Annotated in this window: 13 protein-coding genes and 1 pseudogene; 10 read left to right on the top strand and 4 right to left on the bottom strand. The window is 73.6% G+C overall.

Translation table 11 applies throughout. The features are described 5' to 3' along the window. The first annotated feature begins 663 nt into the window (after positions 1 to 663). The 8 genes and pseudogenes from AC07GB_RS03955 (at position 664) to AC07GB_RS03920 (ending at position 10,267) form a co-directional block, all read left to right on the top strand. Complete coding sequence (locus AC07GB_RS03955; RefSeq protein WP_478841616.1) at positions 664 to 1,827, top strand: glycosyltransferase; 1,164 nt, start codon at positions 664 to 666, stop codon at positions 1,825 to 1,827. Further along, positions 1,824 to 3,368: a sugar transferase gene (locus AC07GB_RS03950; protein WP_478841615.1), complete on the top strand. Its 1,545-nt coding sequence runs from the start codon at positions 1,824 to 1,826 to the stop codon at positions 3,366 to 3,368. The genes AC07GB_RS03955 and AC07GB_RS03950 overlap by 4 nt, the downstream gene beginning before the upstream one ends. 27 nt (positions 3,369 to 3,395) lie before the next feature. Next, complete coding sequence (locus tag AC07GB_RS03945; RefSeq protein WP_478841766.1) at positions 3,396 to 4,754, top strand: O-antigen ligase family protein; 1,359 nt, start codon at positions 3,396 to 3,398, stop codon at positions 4,752 to 4,754. Further along, positions 4,751 to 6,442: a murein biosynthesis integral membrane protein MurJ gene (gene murJ, locus AC07GB_RS03940; RefSeq protein WP_478841614.1), complete on the top strand. Its 1,692-nt coding sequence runs from the start codon at positions 4,751 to 4,753 to the stop codon at positions 6,440 to 6,442. The genes AC07GB_RS03945 and murJ overlap by 4 nt, the downstream gene beginning before the upstream one ends. Beyond that, a pseudogene (locus AC07GB_RS03935) lies at positions 6,432 to 7,160 on the top strand (polysaccharide deacetylase family protein); the annotation flags it as partial. The gene murJ and the pseudogene AC07GB_RS03935, both read left to right, overlap by 11 nt. Before the next feature lie 206 nt (positions 7,161 to 7,366). Then, the gene (locus tag AC07GB_RS03930) at positions 7,367 to 8,515 is read left to right on the top strand and encodes a glycosyltransferase (RefSeq protein ID WP_478841613.1); all 1,149 of its coding nucleotides are present in this window, start codon (positions 7,367 to 7,369) and stop codon (positions 8,513 to 8,515) included. Beyond that, entirely contained in the window at positions 8,508 to 9,152 is a 645-nt protein-coding gene (locus tag AC07GB_RS03925; RefSeq protein ID WP_478841612.1) for a YveK family protein, read from the top strand. Before AC07GB_RS03930 ends, AC07GB_RS03925 begins: the two co-directional genes overlap by 8 nt. 17 nt (positions 9,153 to 9,169) lie before the next feature. Continuing rightward, positions 9,170 to 10,267: a GNAT family N-acetyltransferase gene (locus AC07GB_RS03920; protein WP_478841611.1), complete on the top strand. Its 1,098-nt coding sequence runs from the start codon at positions 9,170 to 9,172 to the stop codon at positions 10,265 to 10,267. Positions 10,268 to 10,301: 34 nt separating this feature from the next. Here AC07GB_RS03920 and AC07GB_RS03915 read toward each other — a convergent pair whose 3' ends face one another. Then, the gene (locus tag AC07GB_RS03915) at positions 10,302 to 11,609 is read right to left on the bottom strand and encodes a glycoside hydrolase family 26 protein (protein WP_478841610.1); all 1,308 of its coding nucleotides are present in this window, start codon (positions 11,607 to 11,609) and stop codon (positions 10,302 to 10,304) included. 232 nt (positions 11,610 to 11,841) lie between these two features. On the opposite strand from AC07GB_RS03915, the gene AC07GB_RS03910 reads away from it, so the two are divergent. Next, positions 11,842 to 12,969 carry a carboxylate--amine ligase gene (locus AC07GB_RS03910; RefSeq protein ID WP_478841609.1) on the top strand — a complete coding sequence of 376 codons (1,128 nt, stop codon included), beginning with the start codon at positions 11,842 to 11,844 and terminating at the stop codon, positions 12,967 to 12,969. Between the two features lie 147 nt (positions 12,970 to 13,116). Here AC07GB_RS03910 and AC07GB_RS03905 read toward each other — a convergent pair whose 3' ends face one another. The 3 genes from AC07GB_RS03905 to AC07GB_RS03895 all read right to left on the bottom strand — a co-directional run bounded on the left by AC07GB_RS03905 (position 13,117) and on the right by AC07GB_RS03895 (position 15,470). Beyond that, on the bottom strand, positions 13,117 to 14,430 hold the full coding sequence (locus tag AC07GB_RS03905; RefSeq protein ID WP_478841608.1) for a chaplin: 1,314 nt from the start codon (positions 14,428 to 14,430) through the stop codon (positions 13,117 to 13,119). Between the two features lie 120 nt (positions 14,431 to 14,550). Further along, on the bottom strand, positions 14,551 to 14,808 hold the full coding sequence (locus AC07GB_RS03900; protein WP_478841607.1) for a chaplin: 258 nt from the start codon (positions 14,806 to 14,808) through the stop codon (positions 14,551 to 14,553). A gap of 251 nt (positions 14,809 to 15,059) precedes the next feature. Next, on the bottom strand, positions 15,060 to 15,470 hold the full coding sequence (locus AC07GB_RS03895; RefSeq protein ID WP_478841606.1) for a rodlin: 411 nt from the start codon (positions 15,468 to 15,470) through the stop codon (positions 15,060 to 15,062). 340 nt (positions 15,471 to 15,810) lie between these two features. Between AC07GB_RS03895 and AC07GB_RS03890 the strand changes: the two genes are divergently transcribed. Then, the gene (locus AC07GB_RS03890; RefSeq protein WP_478841605.1) at positions 15,811 to 16,221 is read left to right on the top strand and encodes a rodlin; all 411 of its coding nucleotides are present in this window, start codon (positions 15,811 to 15,813) and stop codon (positions 16,219 to 16,221) included. Positions 16,222 to 16,792 lie beyond the last annotated feature (571 nt).

The following is a 16,792-nucleotide window of genomic DNA, read 5'->3' as shown; positions in this document are numbered from 1 at the left end:
GAATTTCAGCCATAGATGTGCTCATGCCACAAATGTGCATATTCGCTCGGTCAGCCCACATCACGCCCCCCGCACTCCCCTTCGCCCGCCCCCGTGCTCCTCAGCGTTTCTCCGTCCCTCCCACTCCGGAAGGCCAACGCCGTCATGTGCCACTCCCCGGGCCCGCGTCGCGTCCTCGCCGTCCCGCCGCCGTGCGCCGCGTTCGCGCTGGTGCCAGGGCATGCGGCGGCCGCGCCACCCGGTGGCGGGGAGAAACACGGTGAGTCGGCAAAGAGGTATCACGCGCCGCGTCGTGGAAGGGCCGTACGCGCCGCCACCCGGGCGATCACTTACCGCCGGGCGGTCACCCGGACGGCCGCGCCGGGCCCCGCCACCGGGCCTCGCCCCCTGGCCGGTCTCCGCTCCCCGGCGGGTCTTCGCTCCCCGGCGGGTCTTCGCTCCCCGGCGGGTCTTCGCTCCCCGGCCTGCTTCCGCTCCTCGGGTGGTCCTCGCTCCTCGGACGGTCCTCGCCCCTCGGGCGGCCTTCGCCCCTCGGGCGGTCCTCGCCCCTCGGACGGTCCTCGCTCCGCCGCGCGGCCCCGCGTCGTCCGGGCCGGGGTCATCGCGGCCGTCGACGCGCGGCGGTAACGCACCTTGCCTCGCACCCACCCAGAGGAATCGCGCATGCCGCAGCCGTCGGTCCTCCCTCCCCCACGTGTCCTGCACGTCAGCCAGCCCGTGGACGGCGGCGTGGCCCGTGTGGTCCTGGACCTCGTCGAGGCCCAGCGCGCCGCGGGCCTCGACGTCCACGTGGCCTGCCCCGGCGGCGTCCTCGGAGGCGGACGCGGCCACGCCTGGGCGGCGAGCCGCGCCCCCGGGCCCGCGCTGTGGTCCGAGGTCCGCGAACTGGCCCGCGTCATGACCCTCGTACGCCCGGATCTCGTCCACGCCCACAGCGCCAAGGCGGGTCTCGCCGTGCGCCTTGCCGTCCGCGGGCGCGTGCCCACCGTCTTCCAGCCGCACGCCTGGTCGTTCGAGGCCGTCGGCGGCGTGACGGCGGCGCTCGCCCGTGCCTGGGAACGGCACGGCGCGCGCTGGACCACCCGGCTCGTGTGCGTCAGCGAGGCCGAGCGGCACACCGGGCTGCGCGCGGGCGTCGGCGGCACGGCCCGGGTCGTCCCCAACGGCATCGCCGTCGACCGCTTCCCGCCCCAGGACAGGGCAGCGAGCCGGGCCGCGCTGCCGCTGCCCCCGGCGCGCGACGCCGCCACGCCCCTGGTGGTGTGCGTGGGGCGGCTGTGCCGGCAGAAGGGGCAGGACGTACTGCTGCGGGCCTGGGCGGCCGTCACCGCGGCACTGCCCGCCGCCCGCCTCGCCCTCGTCGGCGACGGTCCGGACGCCCAGGCCCTGCGGACGCGCGCCGACGACTCGGTGCTCTTCGCCGGCGCCGTCCCGGACGCGGCGCCCTGGTACCGCGCGGCCGACGTGGTCGTGCTGCCCTCGCGCTGGGAGGGCATGGCGCTGGCCCCGCTGGAGGCCATGGCGAGCGGCAGGCCCGTCGTGGTCACCGAGGTGAACGGCGCGAGAGAGAGTCTGCCGCCCGACCTCGCGCCCCACGCCCTGGTGCCCCCGGAGGACGCCGACGCCCTGGCCCGCGCGCTCATCGCCCTCCTCGGCGACCGGGCGCTGGGCGACCGGCTCGGCGCCCGGGCGCGCCGCCACGTCCTCGACCACCACGACGTGCGGCACACCGCCCGCGCCGTCGAGGAGGTCTACCGCGAACTGCTCGGCACGGCACCCCCCACGTACGCGGCCGCCACGAAGGACAGGGAGTCCACCAACCCGTGAGTGCGGAACGAACCGTCGCCACCTCGTCAGGGGAGCTGAGACAGCACCAGCAGGACCCGGCCGCGGCCGTCGTCGTGGCGCCCCGGGAGGCGCTGGCCACGCGCGTCGGGCACGGCTCGTGGCGGCCCGCGCGCCACCGGCCGGTGGTCTGGCCGCTGCTGGCGGCCGACGGGGCCGCCGCGGTACTCGGCGTATGCGTGTACGCCGTGTCCGACACCGCCGTCTCCACGTCAGGGGCCTCTTGGGGGCCGGCCGCTCCCTGGCCCCCCGTCTCCTGGGCCGCCGCGCTGGCGCTCCTGGCCACGGCCGTCGTCGCGCTGCACGCCCACGGCGGTCTCTACCGGCCCGCGCGGTTGCCCGCCGTGCTCGACGAACTGCCCGCGCTCTGCGGGCGCGTGGCCGTCGCCTGGTGCGTGACGGCCACGTGCGCGACGTCGCTGTCGGGGCTGCCCGTCCTGCCGCCGCTCGCCCCGCTCGCCACTCCTTCGCCCGCCCCGCTCCTGCTGGCGTGCGTGGCCCACTGTGCGCTGAGCGCGGTCGGCCGGGCGCTGGTGTACGGGCGTTTCCGCGGGTCCCTGGAGCGCGGGCCCCGGCCGGTGCTCGTACTCGGCCACGGCCCGCGCGCCCGCGCGCTCGTCGGCGCGCTGCTGCGCCAGCCCCGGTGCGGGATGCGCCCGGTCGGTGTCGTCTGCGACCCCGCCGACCTCGCCGCCCAGGACCAGGACGCGGCGCCCGGCCTGCCGGTGCTCTCCACCCCGGGCGAACTCCAGCGCGCCGCCATCCAGAACGACATCCGTACGGTGCTGATCGCCACCGGCCGCGGGGAATCCCGCGAGCACTGGCTGCCCGCTCTGCGCGCCCTCGGCTGTGACCTGTGGGAACTCGCCCCGGCGCAGGCCCCCGCGCGGCACCAGCACGTGGCCGGGTTCCCGTGCCGGCCGCTGCCGCCCGGCGGGCCCCTCCGCACCAGCTTGCGCAAGCGGGCGCTCGACGTGCTGGTGTCGGCCGTGCTCCTTGTCGCCGCCGCGCCGGTCCTGCTGCTGTGCGCGGCACTCCTGCGCGTGCTGGAGGGTCCCGGGATCGTGTTCCGCCAGGAGCGTGTCGGCAAGGACGGGCGTCCGTTCACCCTGCTGAAGTTCCGCACCCACCGGCCCGCCGACCCGCAGGAGGCCGCGACCCGCTGGAGCGTGGCCGACGAGCACCGGATGAGCGCGTACTGCCGCTTCCTGCGCCGCACCTCCCTCGACGAGCTGCCGCAGCTGTGGAACGTGCTGCGCGGCGACATGAGCCTGGTCGGACCGCGCCCCGAACGCCCCTACTTCGTGGCCCAGTTCAGCCAGAAGTACCCCGACTACGCGCACCGCCACCGCATGCCCACCGGCATCACCGGGCTCGCCCAGATCCACGGCTTGCGCGGGGACACCTCCATCGAGGACCGCTGCCGCTTCGACAACACGTACATCGACAGCTGGTCCTTCTGGCAGGACCTGTGCATCCTGCTGCGCACCGTGGGCTGTCTCGTACGACACTCGGGGAGCTGACCCACGGTGCCCACCGCCGACCACGCGCTGGCGCCGCCGCCCGCGTCAGCTCCGCCGTTCCTCGCCGCGCCGACGGCCGCCGTGCGGCGGGCCGCTCCCGTGCTGCCCGTCGTCGCCGTGGTGGCGCTGCTCGCGCTTCCGGTGCCCGCCGGCGGCTCCGGCGACGGCCCGCAGATCACGGTCGCCGACGTGGCCTCCGGGCTCGTCGTGGCCCTGTGCGTCCTGACCGCCGTACGTTCCGCGCGGCGCCCGCTGACCCGGGCCGCCGCGCTGCTGTTCGGCCTGCCCGTGGTCGGTGTCACGGTCGCCGCGTGCGCCGCGCCGACCGGCGGTGCCGCGCTCGCGGGGGCCGCCCGCTACCTCCAGGTCTTCGTCCTGGTGCCGCTCGCCGTCCTCACGCTGCTCCGGGACGGCCGTGACGTACGCCTGGTGGCCTGGTCGTTCGTCGGGCTCGCGGGGTGGCAGGGCGGGATCGGCGTGCACCAGTACGTCACCGGCACGGGCGCCTCGTACATGGGTGAGGACATCCGCGCGGTCGGGACGTTCGGGCCGACCGACGTCATGGGGATGGCCACCGTGGTGTCGTTCGGGGTGGTCTGCGCGCTGGCTCTTGCCTTCCGTGACGGCGCTCCCCGGCAGCGGGCCGCCGCGGTCACCTGCGCGGCCCTGCTGCTCGTCCCGCTCGCCCTGTCCTTCAGCCGGGGCGCGTGGATCGCCACGGCGGCGGCCTGCGGCGTGGTCCTGGTACTCGCCGGGATCCGGCGGGCGCTGCGGGTGCTGCTCGCCGCGACCGCCGCGGCCGTGGTGCTCGTCGGCGGCTTCGGCGTGGGCTCGCAGATGCTCCAGCAGCGCCTCGGCAGCATCACCGAAGTCGCCGACGCGCCCGACCAGTCGGTCACCGACCGGTACACGATGTGGGCCGCGTCGCTCGCCATGTGGCGCGAGCACCCGGTCACCGGCGTGGGCCTCAAGGGCTTCCCCGAGTACCGCGACAGCCACGCGTCGGTCGCGCTCTCCTCCGGCAGCGACACCGCGGGCGCGGGCCAGGGCTTCGCCCGCCAGCCGCTGCTCTCCCCGCACAACATGTATCTGCTGGTCCTCAGCGAGCAGGGGCTGCTCGGCCTGTCGGCCCTCGCGGGCTGCTGGGTGGGCCTCCTGGTGTGCGGGCTGCGGCGCTGGGCCCGTACGCGCGCGCTGCCCGCCGCGCCCGGTGACCGCCTCGACTGCGCGCTCCTGGCCTGCGGCCTCCTCGTGTGGCAGCTCGTCGACTTCCTGTACGCCGACATCGGCGGGCCCTCGACGGTGCTCACGGCCGTCGTCATCGGGGTCGCGGCCTGGTGGGGGGTCGGCGACCACACGCGGCGGCGGGAGGTGCCGGCACCATGATCACGGCCTCCGGGGGCGGGGACACGGGAGCGCTGCGGCCTCCCGGGGAGGCACCCGTCGACGCCCCTCCACAAGAGACGGCCCCTGAGGAGGAGGCGGGCCCCGGCGGCGCCGGGCCCGCGCGGGGCGGCAGTTTCCTCGCCAAGGCCGCGCTGGTCACGGCGGCGCTCTCCGTGGCCGGTTCGCTGCTCGGGCTCGCGCGGGACCAGGCGCTCGCGCATTTCTTCGGCGCCGGGACCGACACCGACGCGTTCCTGGTGGCCTGGACCGTGCCGGAGATGGCGGCGACGCTGCTCATCGAGGACGGCCTGGCCTTCTTCCTCGTCCCGGCGTTCAGCCTGGCCCTCGCGCAGCGCGGGCGCGGCCCGGGGCGCGACCCCGTGCGGGCCCTCGTCGCCGCGTCGCTGCCCCGGATGTGCCTGTGCTTCGCGGCCGCCGCCCTGGCCCTCGCCCTCGCGGCGCCCTGGGTGGTGGCGGCCCTGGCGCCCGGCCTTCCGGACCAGCGGCTGGCCGTGGACTGCACGCGGCTGACGGCGACCTGCGCCTTCTCGTTCGGCCTCGCGGGCTACTGCAGCGCCGCCCTCCGCGCCCACCAGCGCTACACCGTCCCCGCCACGATCTACGTCGTCTACAACGCGGCCATCATCGCCACGCTGGCCCTGCTCGCCGCGCGGTGGGGGGTGCGCGCGGCGGCGGCCGGGGTCGCGGTGGGCGGCACGCTGATGGTGGTCGCGCAAGTGCCTTCGCTGTGGCGGCAGTTGCGACGCGGCAGCGGATCGGGCAACGCCCGGGTGCGCGCCGAACCGGCGTCCGCGCGGCTGCGGACCACCGTCATCTGGACCGTGCTGCTCTTCGCGCTGTGCCGCCAGTCGCAGGTCCTCATCGAGCGGTTCCTGGCGTCGTCGCTGCCCGGTGGCGCCATCTCGCATCTGAACTACGCGCAGAAGGTCGCGCAGATGCCGATGGCCCTGGCCCTGATGCTGTGCACCGTCACCTTCCCCGTCCTGGCCCGGGCTCAGGCCGAGGGCCAGACCCTCAAGGCGCGCGACCGCGTGGAACGGGACGTCGTGATGGCCGGGTGCGTGGTGCTGCTCGGCGCCTCCGCCGTGATCGCCGGGGCGCATCCGACCATTCAACTCCTCTTCGAGCGCGGCGCGTTCACGCCCGAGGACACCGCCGCCACGGCCTCCGTCATGCGCGTGTACTCCATGGGCCTCCTCGGTCACACCCTCGTCGGCGCCCTCGCCCGCTCATACTTCGCCGGGGGCCGTGTCACCTGGGCACCGGTCAACGCGATGGGCCTCGGCATCGTCGCCACGGCAGGCCTCGGCGTGCTGAGCGTCGGCACCTTCGGCGTGTACGGGATCGCCGCCGCCAACGCCATCGGCATCTGCCTCACCGCCACGCTGCTGCTGCGCGGCATGGGCCCGCGCACGGTCCCCATCCGCATCCCCAAGGTCGTCGCGGAGCTGGCCGGGCTCGTCCTCGCCGCCGCCGTCGCCACGCTCCTGGGCGCGCTCTGCGCACGTTCACTGACCTCGCCGGTGCCCGCCCTGCTGGCCTGCGGCCCGACCGTGCTCCTGAGCTTCGTCCTGGTGGGCTGGTTCCTGCGCGTCGGCCCGCTGGTATCCGCCGTCTCCGCCCTCGGCCCCGCCCTACGAAAGCTGGCTTCGCGTCATGACCGCTGACACCAGACCCGCCCCCCGCACCCCCTCCACACGGGCGTGGATCGCGATGTACCACTCCGTGGACCGCTGCCCCGACGATCCGTACCGGATCACCGTCACCCCCGAGCGCCTCGACGCCCAGCTCGCCCGGCTGCGCCGCCGCGGCTTCACCGGGGTGTCGATGGCCGAGCTGCTGCGCGCCCGCGCCGAGGGCCGCGCGGACGGGCTCGTCGGCCTCACCTTCGACGACGGCTACCAGGACTTCGTGGACCACGCCTTGCCGCTGCTCCACCGCCACGGCTGCACCGCCACGCTCTTCGTCCTGCCTGGCCGCCTGGACGGTGACAATGCCTGGGACCCGCTGGGCCCGCGCAAGCCGCTCCTCGGCGCCGCGGGCATCCGCGCCGCACACGACAGCGGCATGGAGGTCGCCTCGCACAGCCTGACCCATGTGGACCTCACCCAGGCCGACGACGAACAGCTCCAGCGCGAGGTCGCGGGCAGCCGCAGCGCCCTCGTCCAGCTCATCGGTGCCCCGGTGGACGGATTCTGCTATCCGTACGGGTACGTCGACGCCCGGGTCCGTGACGCGGTGCGCGCGGCCGGGTACCGCTATGCCTGCGCCATCGACTCCGGCCCGCTCACCGGCGACTTCACCCTGCCGCGCGTTCACATCGGGCAGCGGGACATCGGCGTACGGCTGTGGCTGAAGGAGCGGCTCAACAGGGCCCGGGGAAGAACGCTGCCGACGGCGGGAGGCGCTTCGGCAGGCGTGCCCTGCGGGCATGTTTCACGTGAAACAGCCGCAGGCGGGCCCCGCGAGTCGACCGCGGCCGTTTCACGTGAAACGGCCGCGCGTGTTTCACGTGAAACACCGACCGGTGCGACGCCCGATACCCGCTCCCCGTCGAATTCGGCGACCACACCGCCCAAGGCGGTGCAACCGTGAGGGCCCTGCACGTCATCACCGGCCTCGGCATGGGCGGCGCGGAGCAGCAACTGCGTTTGATGTTGCGGCACTTGCCCGCACGCTGCGACGTCGTCACGCTCACCAACCCGGGTTCCGTCGCCCGTCAGATGATGGCCGAGGGCACCCGCGTCACCCACCTCGGCATGTCCGGCAACCGTGACCTGTCCGCCCTGCCCCGCCTCACCAAGCTGATCCGCGCCGGGCGCTACGACGTGGTCCACACCCACCTGTACCGGGCCTGTCTGTACGGCCGGATCGCCGCCCGCCTCGCGGGTGTCCGCGCGGTGGTGGCCACCGAGCACTCGCTGGGCGAGTCGCAGATGGAGGGGCGCCCTCTGACCGGCGGAGTGCGTGCCCTGTATCTCGCCGGGGAGCGCCTCGGCCGTGTCACCGTCGCCGTGTCGCCCGCCGTCGCCCGGCGTCTGCACCGGTGGGGAGTGCCCCGGCAGCGCATCAGCGTCGTACCGAACGGCATCGACGCGGAGCGCTTCCGCTATGACCCGGCCGCTCGCGCGACCACGCGCCGCCGTCTGGACCTGCCGGACGACGCCTATGTCGTCGGGGGAGTGGGCCGCCTCACGCCCGGCAAACGCTTCGACGTGCTGCTGCGTGCCGTCGCCCAGCTCCCGGGCGACGTCCTGGCCGTCCTCGTCGGCACGGGGCCGCAGGAGGACGAGCTGCGGGACCTCGCCGAGCGGCTGCGGATCACGAGCCGTGTGCGCTTCGCGGGGGAGGCCCGGCACGAGCCCGAAGGCGCCCTGTCGGACGGCACCGACCTGCCCGCCCTCCTGTCGGCCATGGACGCGCTCGCCTCGCCGTCGCCCGAGGAGGCCTTCGGACTCGCCCTCCTGGAGGGCCTGGCCAGCGGGCTCCCCGTGCTCTACGCCGACTGCCCCGCCATCGACGCCCGGCCCTGCGCCGAGCGCGGCCTCGCCATGCCCTGCGCGAGCGACCCGGACTCCTTCGCCCGCGCCCTGCACACCCTGCGCCCGCGCGGCACGGCACCCCGCACGGCACCACCCGCCGCCCACCACTACAGCATCGCCCGCAGCGCCGGGCAGCTGATGAACGTCTACGAGTCGGCCCTCTCCGGCTCGACCTCGGAGGTGACCTTCGATGCTTAACCCCTTCCCCGCCCGGCTCGGTGACGCGCGCGCCCGACTGGCCCGGCTGCCCCGGTGGTGGCCGCTGCCCGCCTGCGCCCTGCTCGGCGCCACCGCGGGCGGCGCGTACGGCGTCCTGCACACCCCGCAGTACACGGCGACCAGTTACGTCATCGCCGTACCGCAGGACCGCACGGACCCGTCGGCGGCTCTCGGCTACGCGCAGGCCTACGGCCGGGTCGCGACCCAGCTGGCCGTCCTCGGCGACGCCCAGGTCGCGGCGGGCATGTCGGCCACCCGACTCAAGGACAGCGTGCGCGTGGCGACGTCGCCGGACGCGCCGATGATCGCCATCACCGCGTCATCGGCCCACCCGGGCGAGGCCGCGCTCACCGCCAACGCGGTGGCCCGCTCCCTCACCGTCAGCGCCAACCACGCCAAGAAGAGCACCCAGATCAAGCTGCTTCCGTTCTCACGCGCGCTGAAGCCCACCGCGCCCTCGTCGGTGTCGACGCCGGTGAGCGCCCTGGTCGGCACCAGCGCGGGCGGCCTTGTCGGCGGACTCGCCCTCCTCGTCAGGCCCCGGCGCCCCGCCGGGCGAGCGGGGACGGCGGCCGTGCCCGCGCCGGCTCCGGTCCTGGCCGGGGACGCGGTGTGACGGCGGGGGACGGCCGCATGACAGTCGAACTCTGCGTACGAGAGGAGGAGTTCGAGCGCGTGAGCACGGCGTGGGGCCGGCTCTACCGGGCGTGCCACGCGGCGACACCGTTCCAGAGCCACGCCTGGCTGTCCTCCTGGTGGCAGTCGTACGGCACCCGGGGGCGGCTGCGGGTCCTGCTGGTCCGGGACGGTGAGCGGCTGGTCGCGGCGGCCCCCCTGATGCGGGCGCGCGGGCCGCTGCCCGTGCTCACCCCGCTCGGCGGCGCCATCTCCGACTTCACCGACGTACTGCTCGACGAAGCGGCCGGCGACGACGGCCTGCGCGCCCTGACCGAGGGCCTCGCGGGTCTGGCGCGCGGCGCGCTGCTCGACTTCCGCGAGGTGCGTCCGGGCGCCTGCCTGGAGCGCGTGCACGCGCGCTGGCGCGGGCCGCGCCACGTCGTGGACGACTCCCCGTGCCTCGAACTGCCCCCGCTGCCCATGGAGGAGCTGCTCGCCCGGCTGCCCGCGCCCCGGGCCCAGCGCGTCCGCGCCAAGCTGCGCAAACTCGCGAAGATCGGCGTGGAGTCACGTGTCGTACCCCCGGAGGACGTGCCGGAGTCCCTGCACACGCTGCTGCGCCTGCACCAACTCCAGTGGCAGGGACGGAAGGTGACCACCGAGCACCTGCGTCCCCGCTTCCGCGAGCACCTCATCCGCTCGGTGCGGCCCATGGTGGCCGCGGGTGAGGCGGTCGTCACCGAGTTCCGCCTGGACGGTGAGGTGATGGCGGCGGACCTGACGCTCCTGTCCGGCGGCTTGGCCGGGGGCTATCTGTACGGCGCGCATCCGCTGCTGCGGGAGCGCAAGGCGGACGTGGCGACCATGCTCCTGGAGGCCTGCACCCGGCATACCGCGGGCGAACGGCCCCGCACGCTCAGCCTGTTGCGCGGCACCGAGCCGTACAAGCGGCACTGGCGGCCCGAGCCGGTCGTCAACCGCCGCTACCTGCTGGCCCGTACCGGCACGGCCCCGCTGCTCGCCGCCGCGGCCACCGCGGCGGCCGGGCGCCGCTGGGGCAAGCGGCTGCTCGACGCCCGGCGTGAGCGTCGCGGTGACGCGGCCCCCGAGTAGGTCCGCGCCACCGCGACCGACTGTGCGGCCCGCCTCAGCGGTCCCTGCGCCACCAGTCGAAGCGCAGGCACAGCTTGCCTCCCAGCCAGTACTCGACCCAGTCGCCGAGGTCCAGTGGCGAGCACTCGGTCGGCTTGGGTGTCGGCTCGGTCGGTTTCGGCGGCGTGTCCCCGCGTCCGGTGAGGAGTTCACGGTAGACCCGCGAGGACTTGGGGTTGCTGGAGCACTGCCACACGCCGTGCGGGCAGTAGTCCGTGATGGTGTTGTAGAGCGGCTGCTTCTCGTCCATCCAGGCCAGCATGCGGCGCATGTACTCCGCGTTGTCGCCGTTGCGGAACAGGCCCCATTCGGGATACGAGATGGCCTTCTTGTGCCGTGCCGCGAACTCGACGTGGTGCTGGAGCCCGTACGGCTCGCTCACCTGCTCGTCGAACGGCATGCCCTGCGGCTGGTCGTACGAGTCCATGCCGATGATGTCGACGACGTCGTCACCGGGATAGCACTCGGTCCAGGGGATGGCGTCACGGCCGCGGCTGGGCGTGAAGTCGAACTTGAACTTCTGCCCCGGCACCGCGCGCATGGCCGTGACGATGCGCTTCCAGTACGCCTTCCAGGACTCCGGGTCGGGAGCGCACCGGTGCGTGTACGTGATGCCGTTCATCTCCCAGCCGAGGACGAGGACCGTGTCCGGCACCCCGAGGTCGACCAGGCGCCGCGCGAGCACCCGGTAGTGCTCGTCGAACTCGCCCGCCGCGCCCCGACGCAGCAGCGAGCGCACCTCGTAGTCACCGACGCCCTCCTCGTTGCGGTCGAGCATCGGCACGTTCAGGACGAACAGCCGGTCCTCCCGCTCCTTTCGCCAGTCGGCCCAGCTCTCCAGGAAGGTGGGAGCGCCCTCGATGTTGCTCCACTGGTCCCCCGGCAAATACGTGTGTCCGACCCGCAGTTTCGCGCCGCCGAGCCACTCGCTGAGTTCCTGGATGCGGCGGGGGCCGCGCGAGCCGTAGTCGACGTACGCGCCGAAGATGCCCGCCCTGGCGGGCTCGGCGGCCTCGGCGGGCGAGGGCACGGCGGGAGCGGCGGGCGGCCGCGGGGCAGCGGGGCTCGCGGGTACGGGGCCGGCAGGGGTCGCGGGGGTCTCCGGCACCCCGGGGGCCTCCGGGGTGCCGGGGGTCTTGGGTGTCGCCGGAGCAGCCGGGACCGGGGTGGCGGGCGGCGGCTCGTCGGCGCGCTGGAGATCCACCGTGTATCCCGGCCCGGTGGCCAGCACGGCCGACATAATGGCTCCGGCGGCGATAAAGACCGCGCGTTTCCCGCGTCGGTGACTGTGTCGGGTCCTCATGCCTGCTCCTCGATTCCGCCTCCGCCTACTGACGCTCAGTCATTTTTATGTTTATTGCGCCAATCGAGCTTCTAATCCTCCGCGCCGGCAGATCGCCCCTTTGGGCGATCGAACAGTAAGGGCGAAAGTGCAGCGTCTGGATACACGCATCCCTGCGGTCCTGCTGCGGATCGACAGGAATCCCTTCCACCACGGAACGCTGGGCGCGGTGCGTTCCCTCGGGCGTGCGGGAGTGGAGGTACACCTGGTCGCCGCCGACGCGCACAGCCCGGTGGCCCACTCGCGCTATCTGCACCGGATGCACCCGCCGCCCGCGCCCACCGCGGCCCCGGCGGAGGTGGCCACCGTGCTGCTCCGCGTCGCCGCCACCCTGCGCGGGCCCGCCGTCCTCATCCCCCTGGACGACGCGGGCTCACTGGCAGTCAGCGCCCTGCGCACCGAGCTGAGCGACCGCTTCCTGCTGCCCGCGATGGCGTCCGGTACGGCGGAGAGCGTGGCGGACAAGGCGGCGCTCGCCGAGCTGTGCGCGACCGCCGGGGTGCCGCACCCGAGGACGGAGCTGCCGGACTCGGCGGTCCGGGCGGCGGCGGTCGCCCGCAGCCTCGGCCCGGCGGCGGTGGCCAAGTGGAGCCGCCCCTGGTGCCTGCCGCGCGGCGCGGGCCTGCACAGCACGGTGGTCGTCCGCTCCGCCGGCGAGGCCGCGGCCCTGTTCGAGCGCGGCGCGGAGGCGGGCAGTCCACTGCTGCTCCAGGCCTTCGTGGCGGCGGGCGGCGGCGCCGACTGGTTCGTGCACGGCTATGTGGGCCGCGACGGCCGCGTGCACGGCGGCGGCACGGGCCGCAAGCTGCGCGCCTGGCCCCGGGCCGCGGGCATCACCGTGCACGGCGAGTGGGTGCCCAACCCCGCCCTTGAGGCACTCGCCGCGCGCCTCATGGCGGCGGTGGGCTACCGGGGCGTCTTCGACCTCGACTTCCGCCAGGACACCGCGACCGGCACGTACCACCTGCTCGACTTCAACCCGCGCCCCGGCGCCCAGTTCCGCCTCTTCGCCGACGGCGCCGAGCTGGACGTGGTGCGCGCGCTGCACCTGGACCTGACGCACCGCCCCCTGTCCGCGCCACGCCCCCTGCCCGGCCGCACCTTCCTGGTGGAGAACTACGCCCCGCTCACCGCGCTCCTTCCCCGCCAAAGCGCGGCGCGGGAGCTGGCCTGGCACGCCCCGGACGACCGCGCCCCCGGCACGGCCCTGCGCAGCCTCTGGGGCCGCAATGTCGTACGACGTCTGCGTGAGCGCGTCTCCGTACGCGCCGTGCCGGCGTCGCGGACGGACGTACGGGAACCGGAGCGGCTCGGAAGCTGAGCGGCCGCCGGGGAGGCTGAGCGGCCGCGGAAACACGTGAAGCGCGGGGCGCGGACCCGGTCGGGGTCGGCGTCCCACGCTTCACGTGGCGACGGTCAGTCGGGTACGTCCGGCTGTCGGCGGGCAGGGCCCGTCGGCGTACGCCTGCTACGGGCGGGCCGTGGCGCGACCGCGTCGGTAGAGGACCGCGCCGGCGGCGAGCAGTCCGGCGCTGGCCGCGGCGGCGCCGAGCAGCCCCGGCTCCGCGCCCGTCTGCGCGAGCTGGGCCCGGGGGGCGGGGACGACGTCGACCTCGGTCGCGGGCGGCGCGGCCGGGGCCTCGCGCACCGGCTCGGGAGCCTTGGGCGGGGTCACCGACCGGGGCGGAGCCTTCGGTTCCGGCACCGTGGGCTCTGCGGGGCGGACCGGCGGCTTCCCGCGCGGGGGCACCGGCGTGTGCTCCTTCGGCGGGGCGGGGGTCAGGTCCACCTCGCAGTGGTTGCCGAAGACCGGGTTGAGGGCCGCGACGACGTCCACGGTGTTGCCGCAGAGGTTCAGCACGGGCTCCAGAGGCACCTGTCCGAGGTTGCCCGACAGGAGACCGGGCGAGTGCGAGGCCTCACCCGTGGCCGTGGCTCCCGAACCGGTGGGCCGGGGCGCCGGGGACGACGGCGTGGCGGCGGGCTTGGAGACGGACTCCGCGGCGGGCCTGGGGACAGGCTTGGCCGCGTGCTTGGCGGCGTGCTTGGCGGCCGGCTTGACCGCCGGGGTCTGTGGACTCTGCGCACGGGGAGCCGCGTGCTTCGGAGCCGCGTGCTTCGGGGCCGCGTGCTTCGGGGCCGCGTGCCGGGGGGACGCCTGCGGTCGGGACTCTTGCGACTGGGGCTTCTGCGGCTGGGACTCCTTCCGCGGGGCCGGGGGCACGGTCGGGCGGTGGGAGGAGCGGTCCGCCCGGTCGGACGCACCCGCGTGCTCTCCATAGGCGGGCGCCACCGACGACTTGCGCTCCCGCGGGGGCGCCGCCTTGGGCCTCGGGGAGGCGGGCTTGGCGGCCTCCTGTGCGGGCTTGGCGGCCTCCCGGGAAGGCTTCGCCTCCTCCTGCGCGGGCTTCGCCGCCTTGCGGGCGGGCTTGGCGGCCTCCTGTGCGGGTGCCGTGGTCGCCCGGGCAGGCTTCGCCGCCTCCCGGGCGGGCTTGGCGGCCTCGCGGGCGGGCGCCGCGGGCGGCTGCTGCGCACGGGCGGCGGCACGCTCGGGTGCGTCCGACCGCCCCGTGTTCGCGCAGTTGTTGCCGAATGCCGGGTTGAGGCCTGCCGCAGCATCGGCGGTGTTGCCGCAGACGTTCACCGGCACTTCCACCGGGGCCTGCACGCTGTTGCCCGACAGAACGCCGGGAGAACCGTGGGCCGCTCCGCTCGCGTCAGCCGCGAGGGCGGAGGTGCCAGACAGAGACAGGATGCTCGAGGCCGCGGCGGCGGAGAGCATTCCTTTACTGAGGGCCTGTCGCAATCTAGTGATCTTCCTCTGTGCGGTGGAGCCGGCCTTGGCACCATGCGGTAGACCAAGGCCGGCGAAGGCGCAGCCTGAACAGCTGGGCTGGCTGCGTCAGTCGTTGACGCAGGTGTTGCCGAACGCCGGGTTCAGCAGCGCGATCAGGTCGAGGGTGTTGCCGCACACGTTCACGGGAACGTGGACGGGAACCTGGATGACGTTGCCGGACAGCACACCCGGGGAGCCGTGCGCGCCACCCTTGGCGTCGGCGTCGGCGAACGCCGGGGAAGCCATACCCAGAGCCAGAACCGCGCCGGCGACAATGGCCGCGCTCTTTTTGAGCTTCACAACATTTCCCTTCTGTCGGGTCACGCCTATACGGCGGTCGAAACCGGGCGGTCAATATTTGCTTCCCGCACCGTGACCTGAGCCCTGTTAACGAGTGACGCCGGACGAAGCAACCGCGATATTGACACGATGAGGAATTTCACTCGATTGACTCAGCGCCCCAATGCACCCTGAAGAAAGGAGAGTTGGGCCCTCGCCGCCCATAAAAAGCCGCCCGGGCCGCCGACCCCGAATATCGGGCTGGACGGCCCGGGCGGCCCGGGTCACGCGGCGGATCAGCCGTTGTTCACACCGTTGCCGGACAGCGCCGAGATGTCGTCCAGGATGTGCGACAGCGGCTCGTCGCCCTTGGCCTGCGTCGAGTTCTCGACGCACTGCTGGTTCTGCGGCGCCGACAGGATCGGGATGTCCTGGACGGCGATCGGGACCAGGCCGACGATCGAGCCGATGTTGGCCTTGACCGGCAGGCCGACACACAGCTTGTTCACCGAGCCCTGGACGGCCGAGAGCTGCGGGCTCATGTTGCCGTGCGTGGACGAGTTACCGAAGGCCGACTTGGCGTCGTTGCCGCTCATCGAGTGGGTGCCGTTGTCGTCACCAATGGCCAGCGCGGTGGGCGCGGCGGCGGCAGACATTCCGACGACGGACGCGGCGACCGCGGCCGCTGCCATTGACTTCTTAAGCATTTCCTGTTCCTTTTCCTGGACAGAGACACGGCTTGCTTCAGCCCGGTTCAACAGGCCAACCAGGTGGACGGTTGCGCATGTTCACCCCATCGGATCCTTTTCCCGGAGGGAACTCGACACCGCACCTGACAACGCGTCCGCAGCACAGAAATCAGCTGATCGCACCACCCTTGTCCTTTTGTCATTTCTTCTGCAATCCGCTGTTTCTGCAGGGAAGTACGAGTTTCGTATCCCGCACGTGCGCCATCCGGGTGAACCGGAGCAACCACTGGCCATAGCGACAGTTACCCAAAGTGCTCCTGGAAGGGGCTGAGACGGGGCTCATCAGAAGGGAAATCCTGTGCTCAAGAAGGTTATGACCGCGACCGCGGTCACCGCTTCCGCAGTAGGTATGACCGCAGCGCTCGCGCCCACCGCGAGCGCCATCGGCAACGACCACGGCACGCACTCGATGAGCGGCAACGACGCCAAGCAGGCGTTCGGCAACTTCGCCACGCACGGCAACATGAGCCCGCAGATGGCGCTCATTCAGGGCTCGTTCAACAAGCCCTGCATCGGCCTGCCGGCCAAGGCCAACGTCGGCTCGCTCGTCGGCGTGGTCCCGATCGCCGTCCAGGACATCCCGATCCTGTCGGCGCCGCAGAACCAGCAGTGCGTCGAGAACTCGACGCAGGCCAAGGGCGACGAGCCGCTGTCGCACATCCTCAACGACATCCCCGTCCTGTCCGGCAACGGCGCGGGCAACCACTGACGTCCGCCCGTCGCCCCCGGTACCAGCGGGCCGCCACGCTCTCCTCGGCGGCCCGCTGTGCTGTGGGGGTTCCCCTAGGGCTCGCCAAGGCCTCCTCGGGGCTCCTCAGGGCTGCCCGCCAAGGACCCCCAAGGACCCAAAGGGAGCCCCGAGGGCCCTCAAGGGCTGCTCACCGGGGCAGCCCTCCCGGGCTCGGCCCGACTCAGGGCCGGGGCCAGAAGTCGCGTCCCACGAGCTTCTGCCACTCCTGATCGGGTCGGCCCGGAACTGTCTTTCCCTGAGCACTCCACTTGTGCAGCAGTGATTCATAGATCGGCTCCACCCGGCATTCCGAGGGTCGCCTGCTGACCGGAATGACACCCTGCCTTTTCCATTTCCCGCCAGGGTTGCTCATGCCCTCACCTCGACACCGTGAAAGATTTCGCCGACTTACGTACGCGATCGCCTTTTGCGTACTTGACCTACATACCTGATTACCCGCCCGGCAAAACGGCGGCCGACCGCTTCGGATACGCGCAGGTGACGCCCATGTCCTACGTGAGCGGCAGCCCGGTCGGTTCCACGATTTCAC

Source organism: Streptomyces sp. NPDC045778, assembly GCF_056431945.1.
This window is presented reverse-complemented; position numbering and strand designations above follow the sequence as displayed.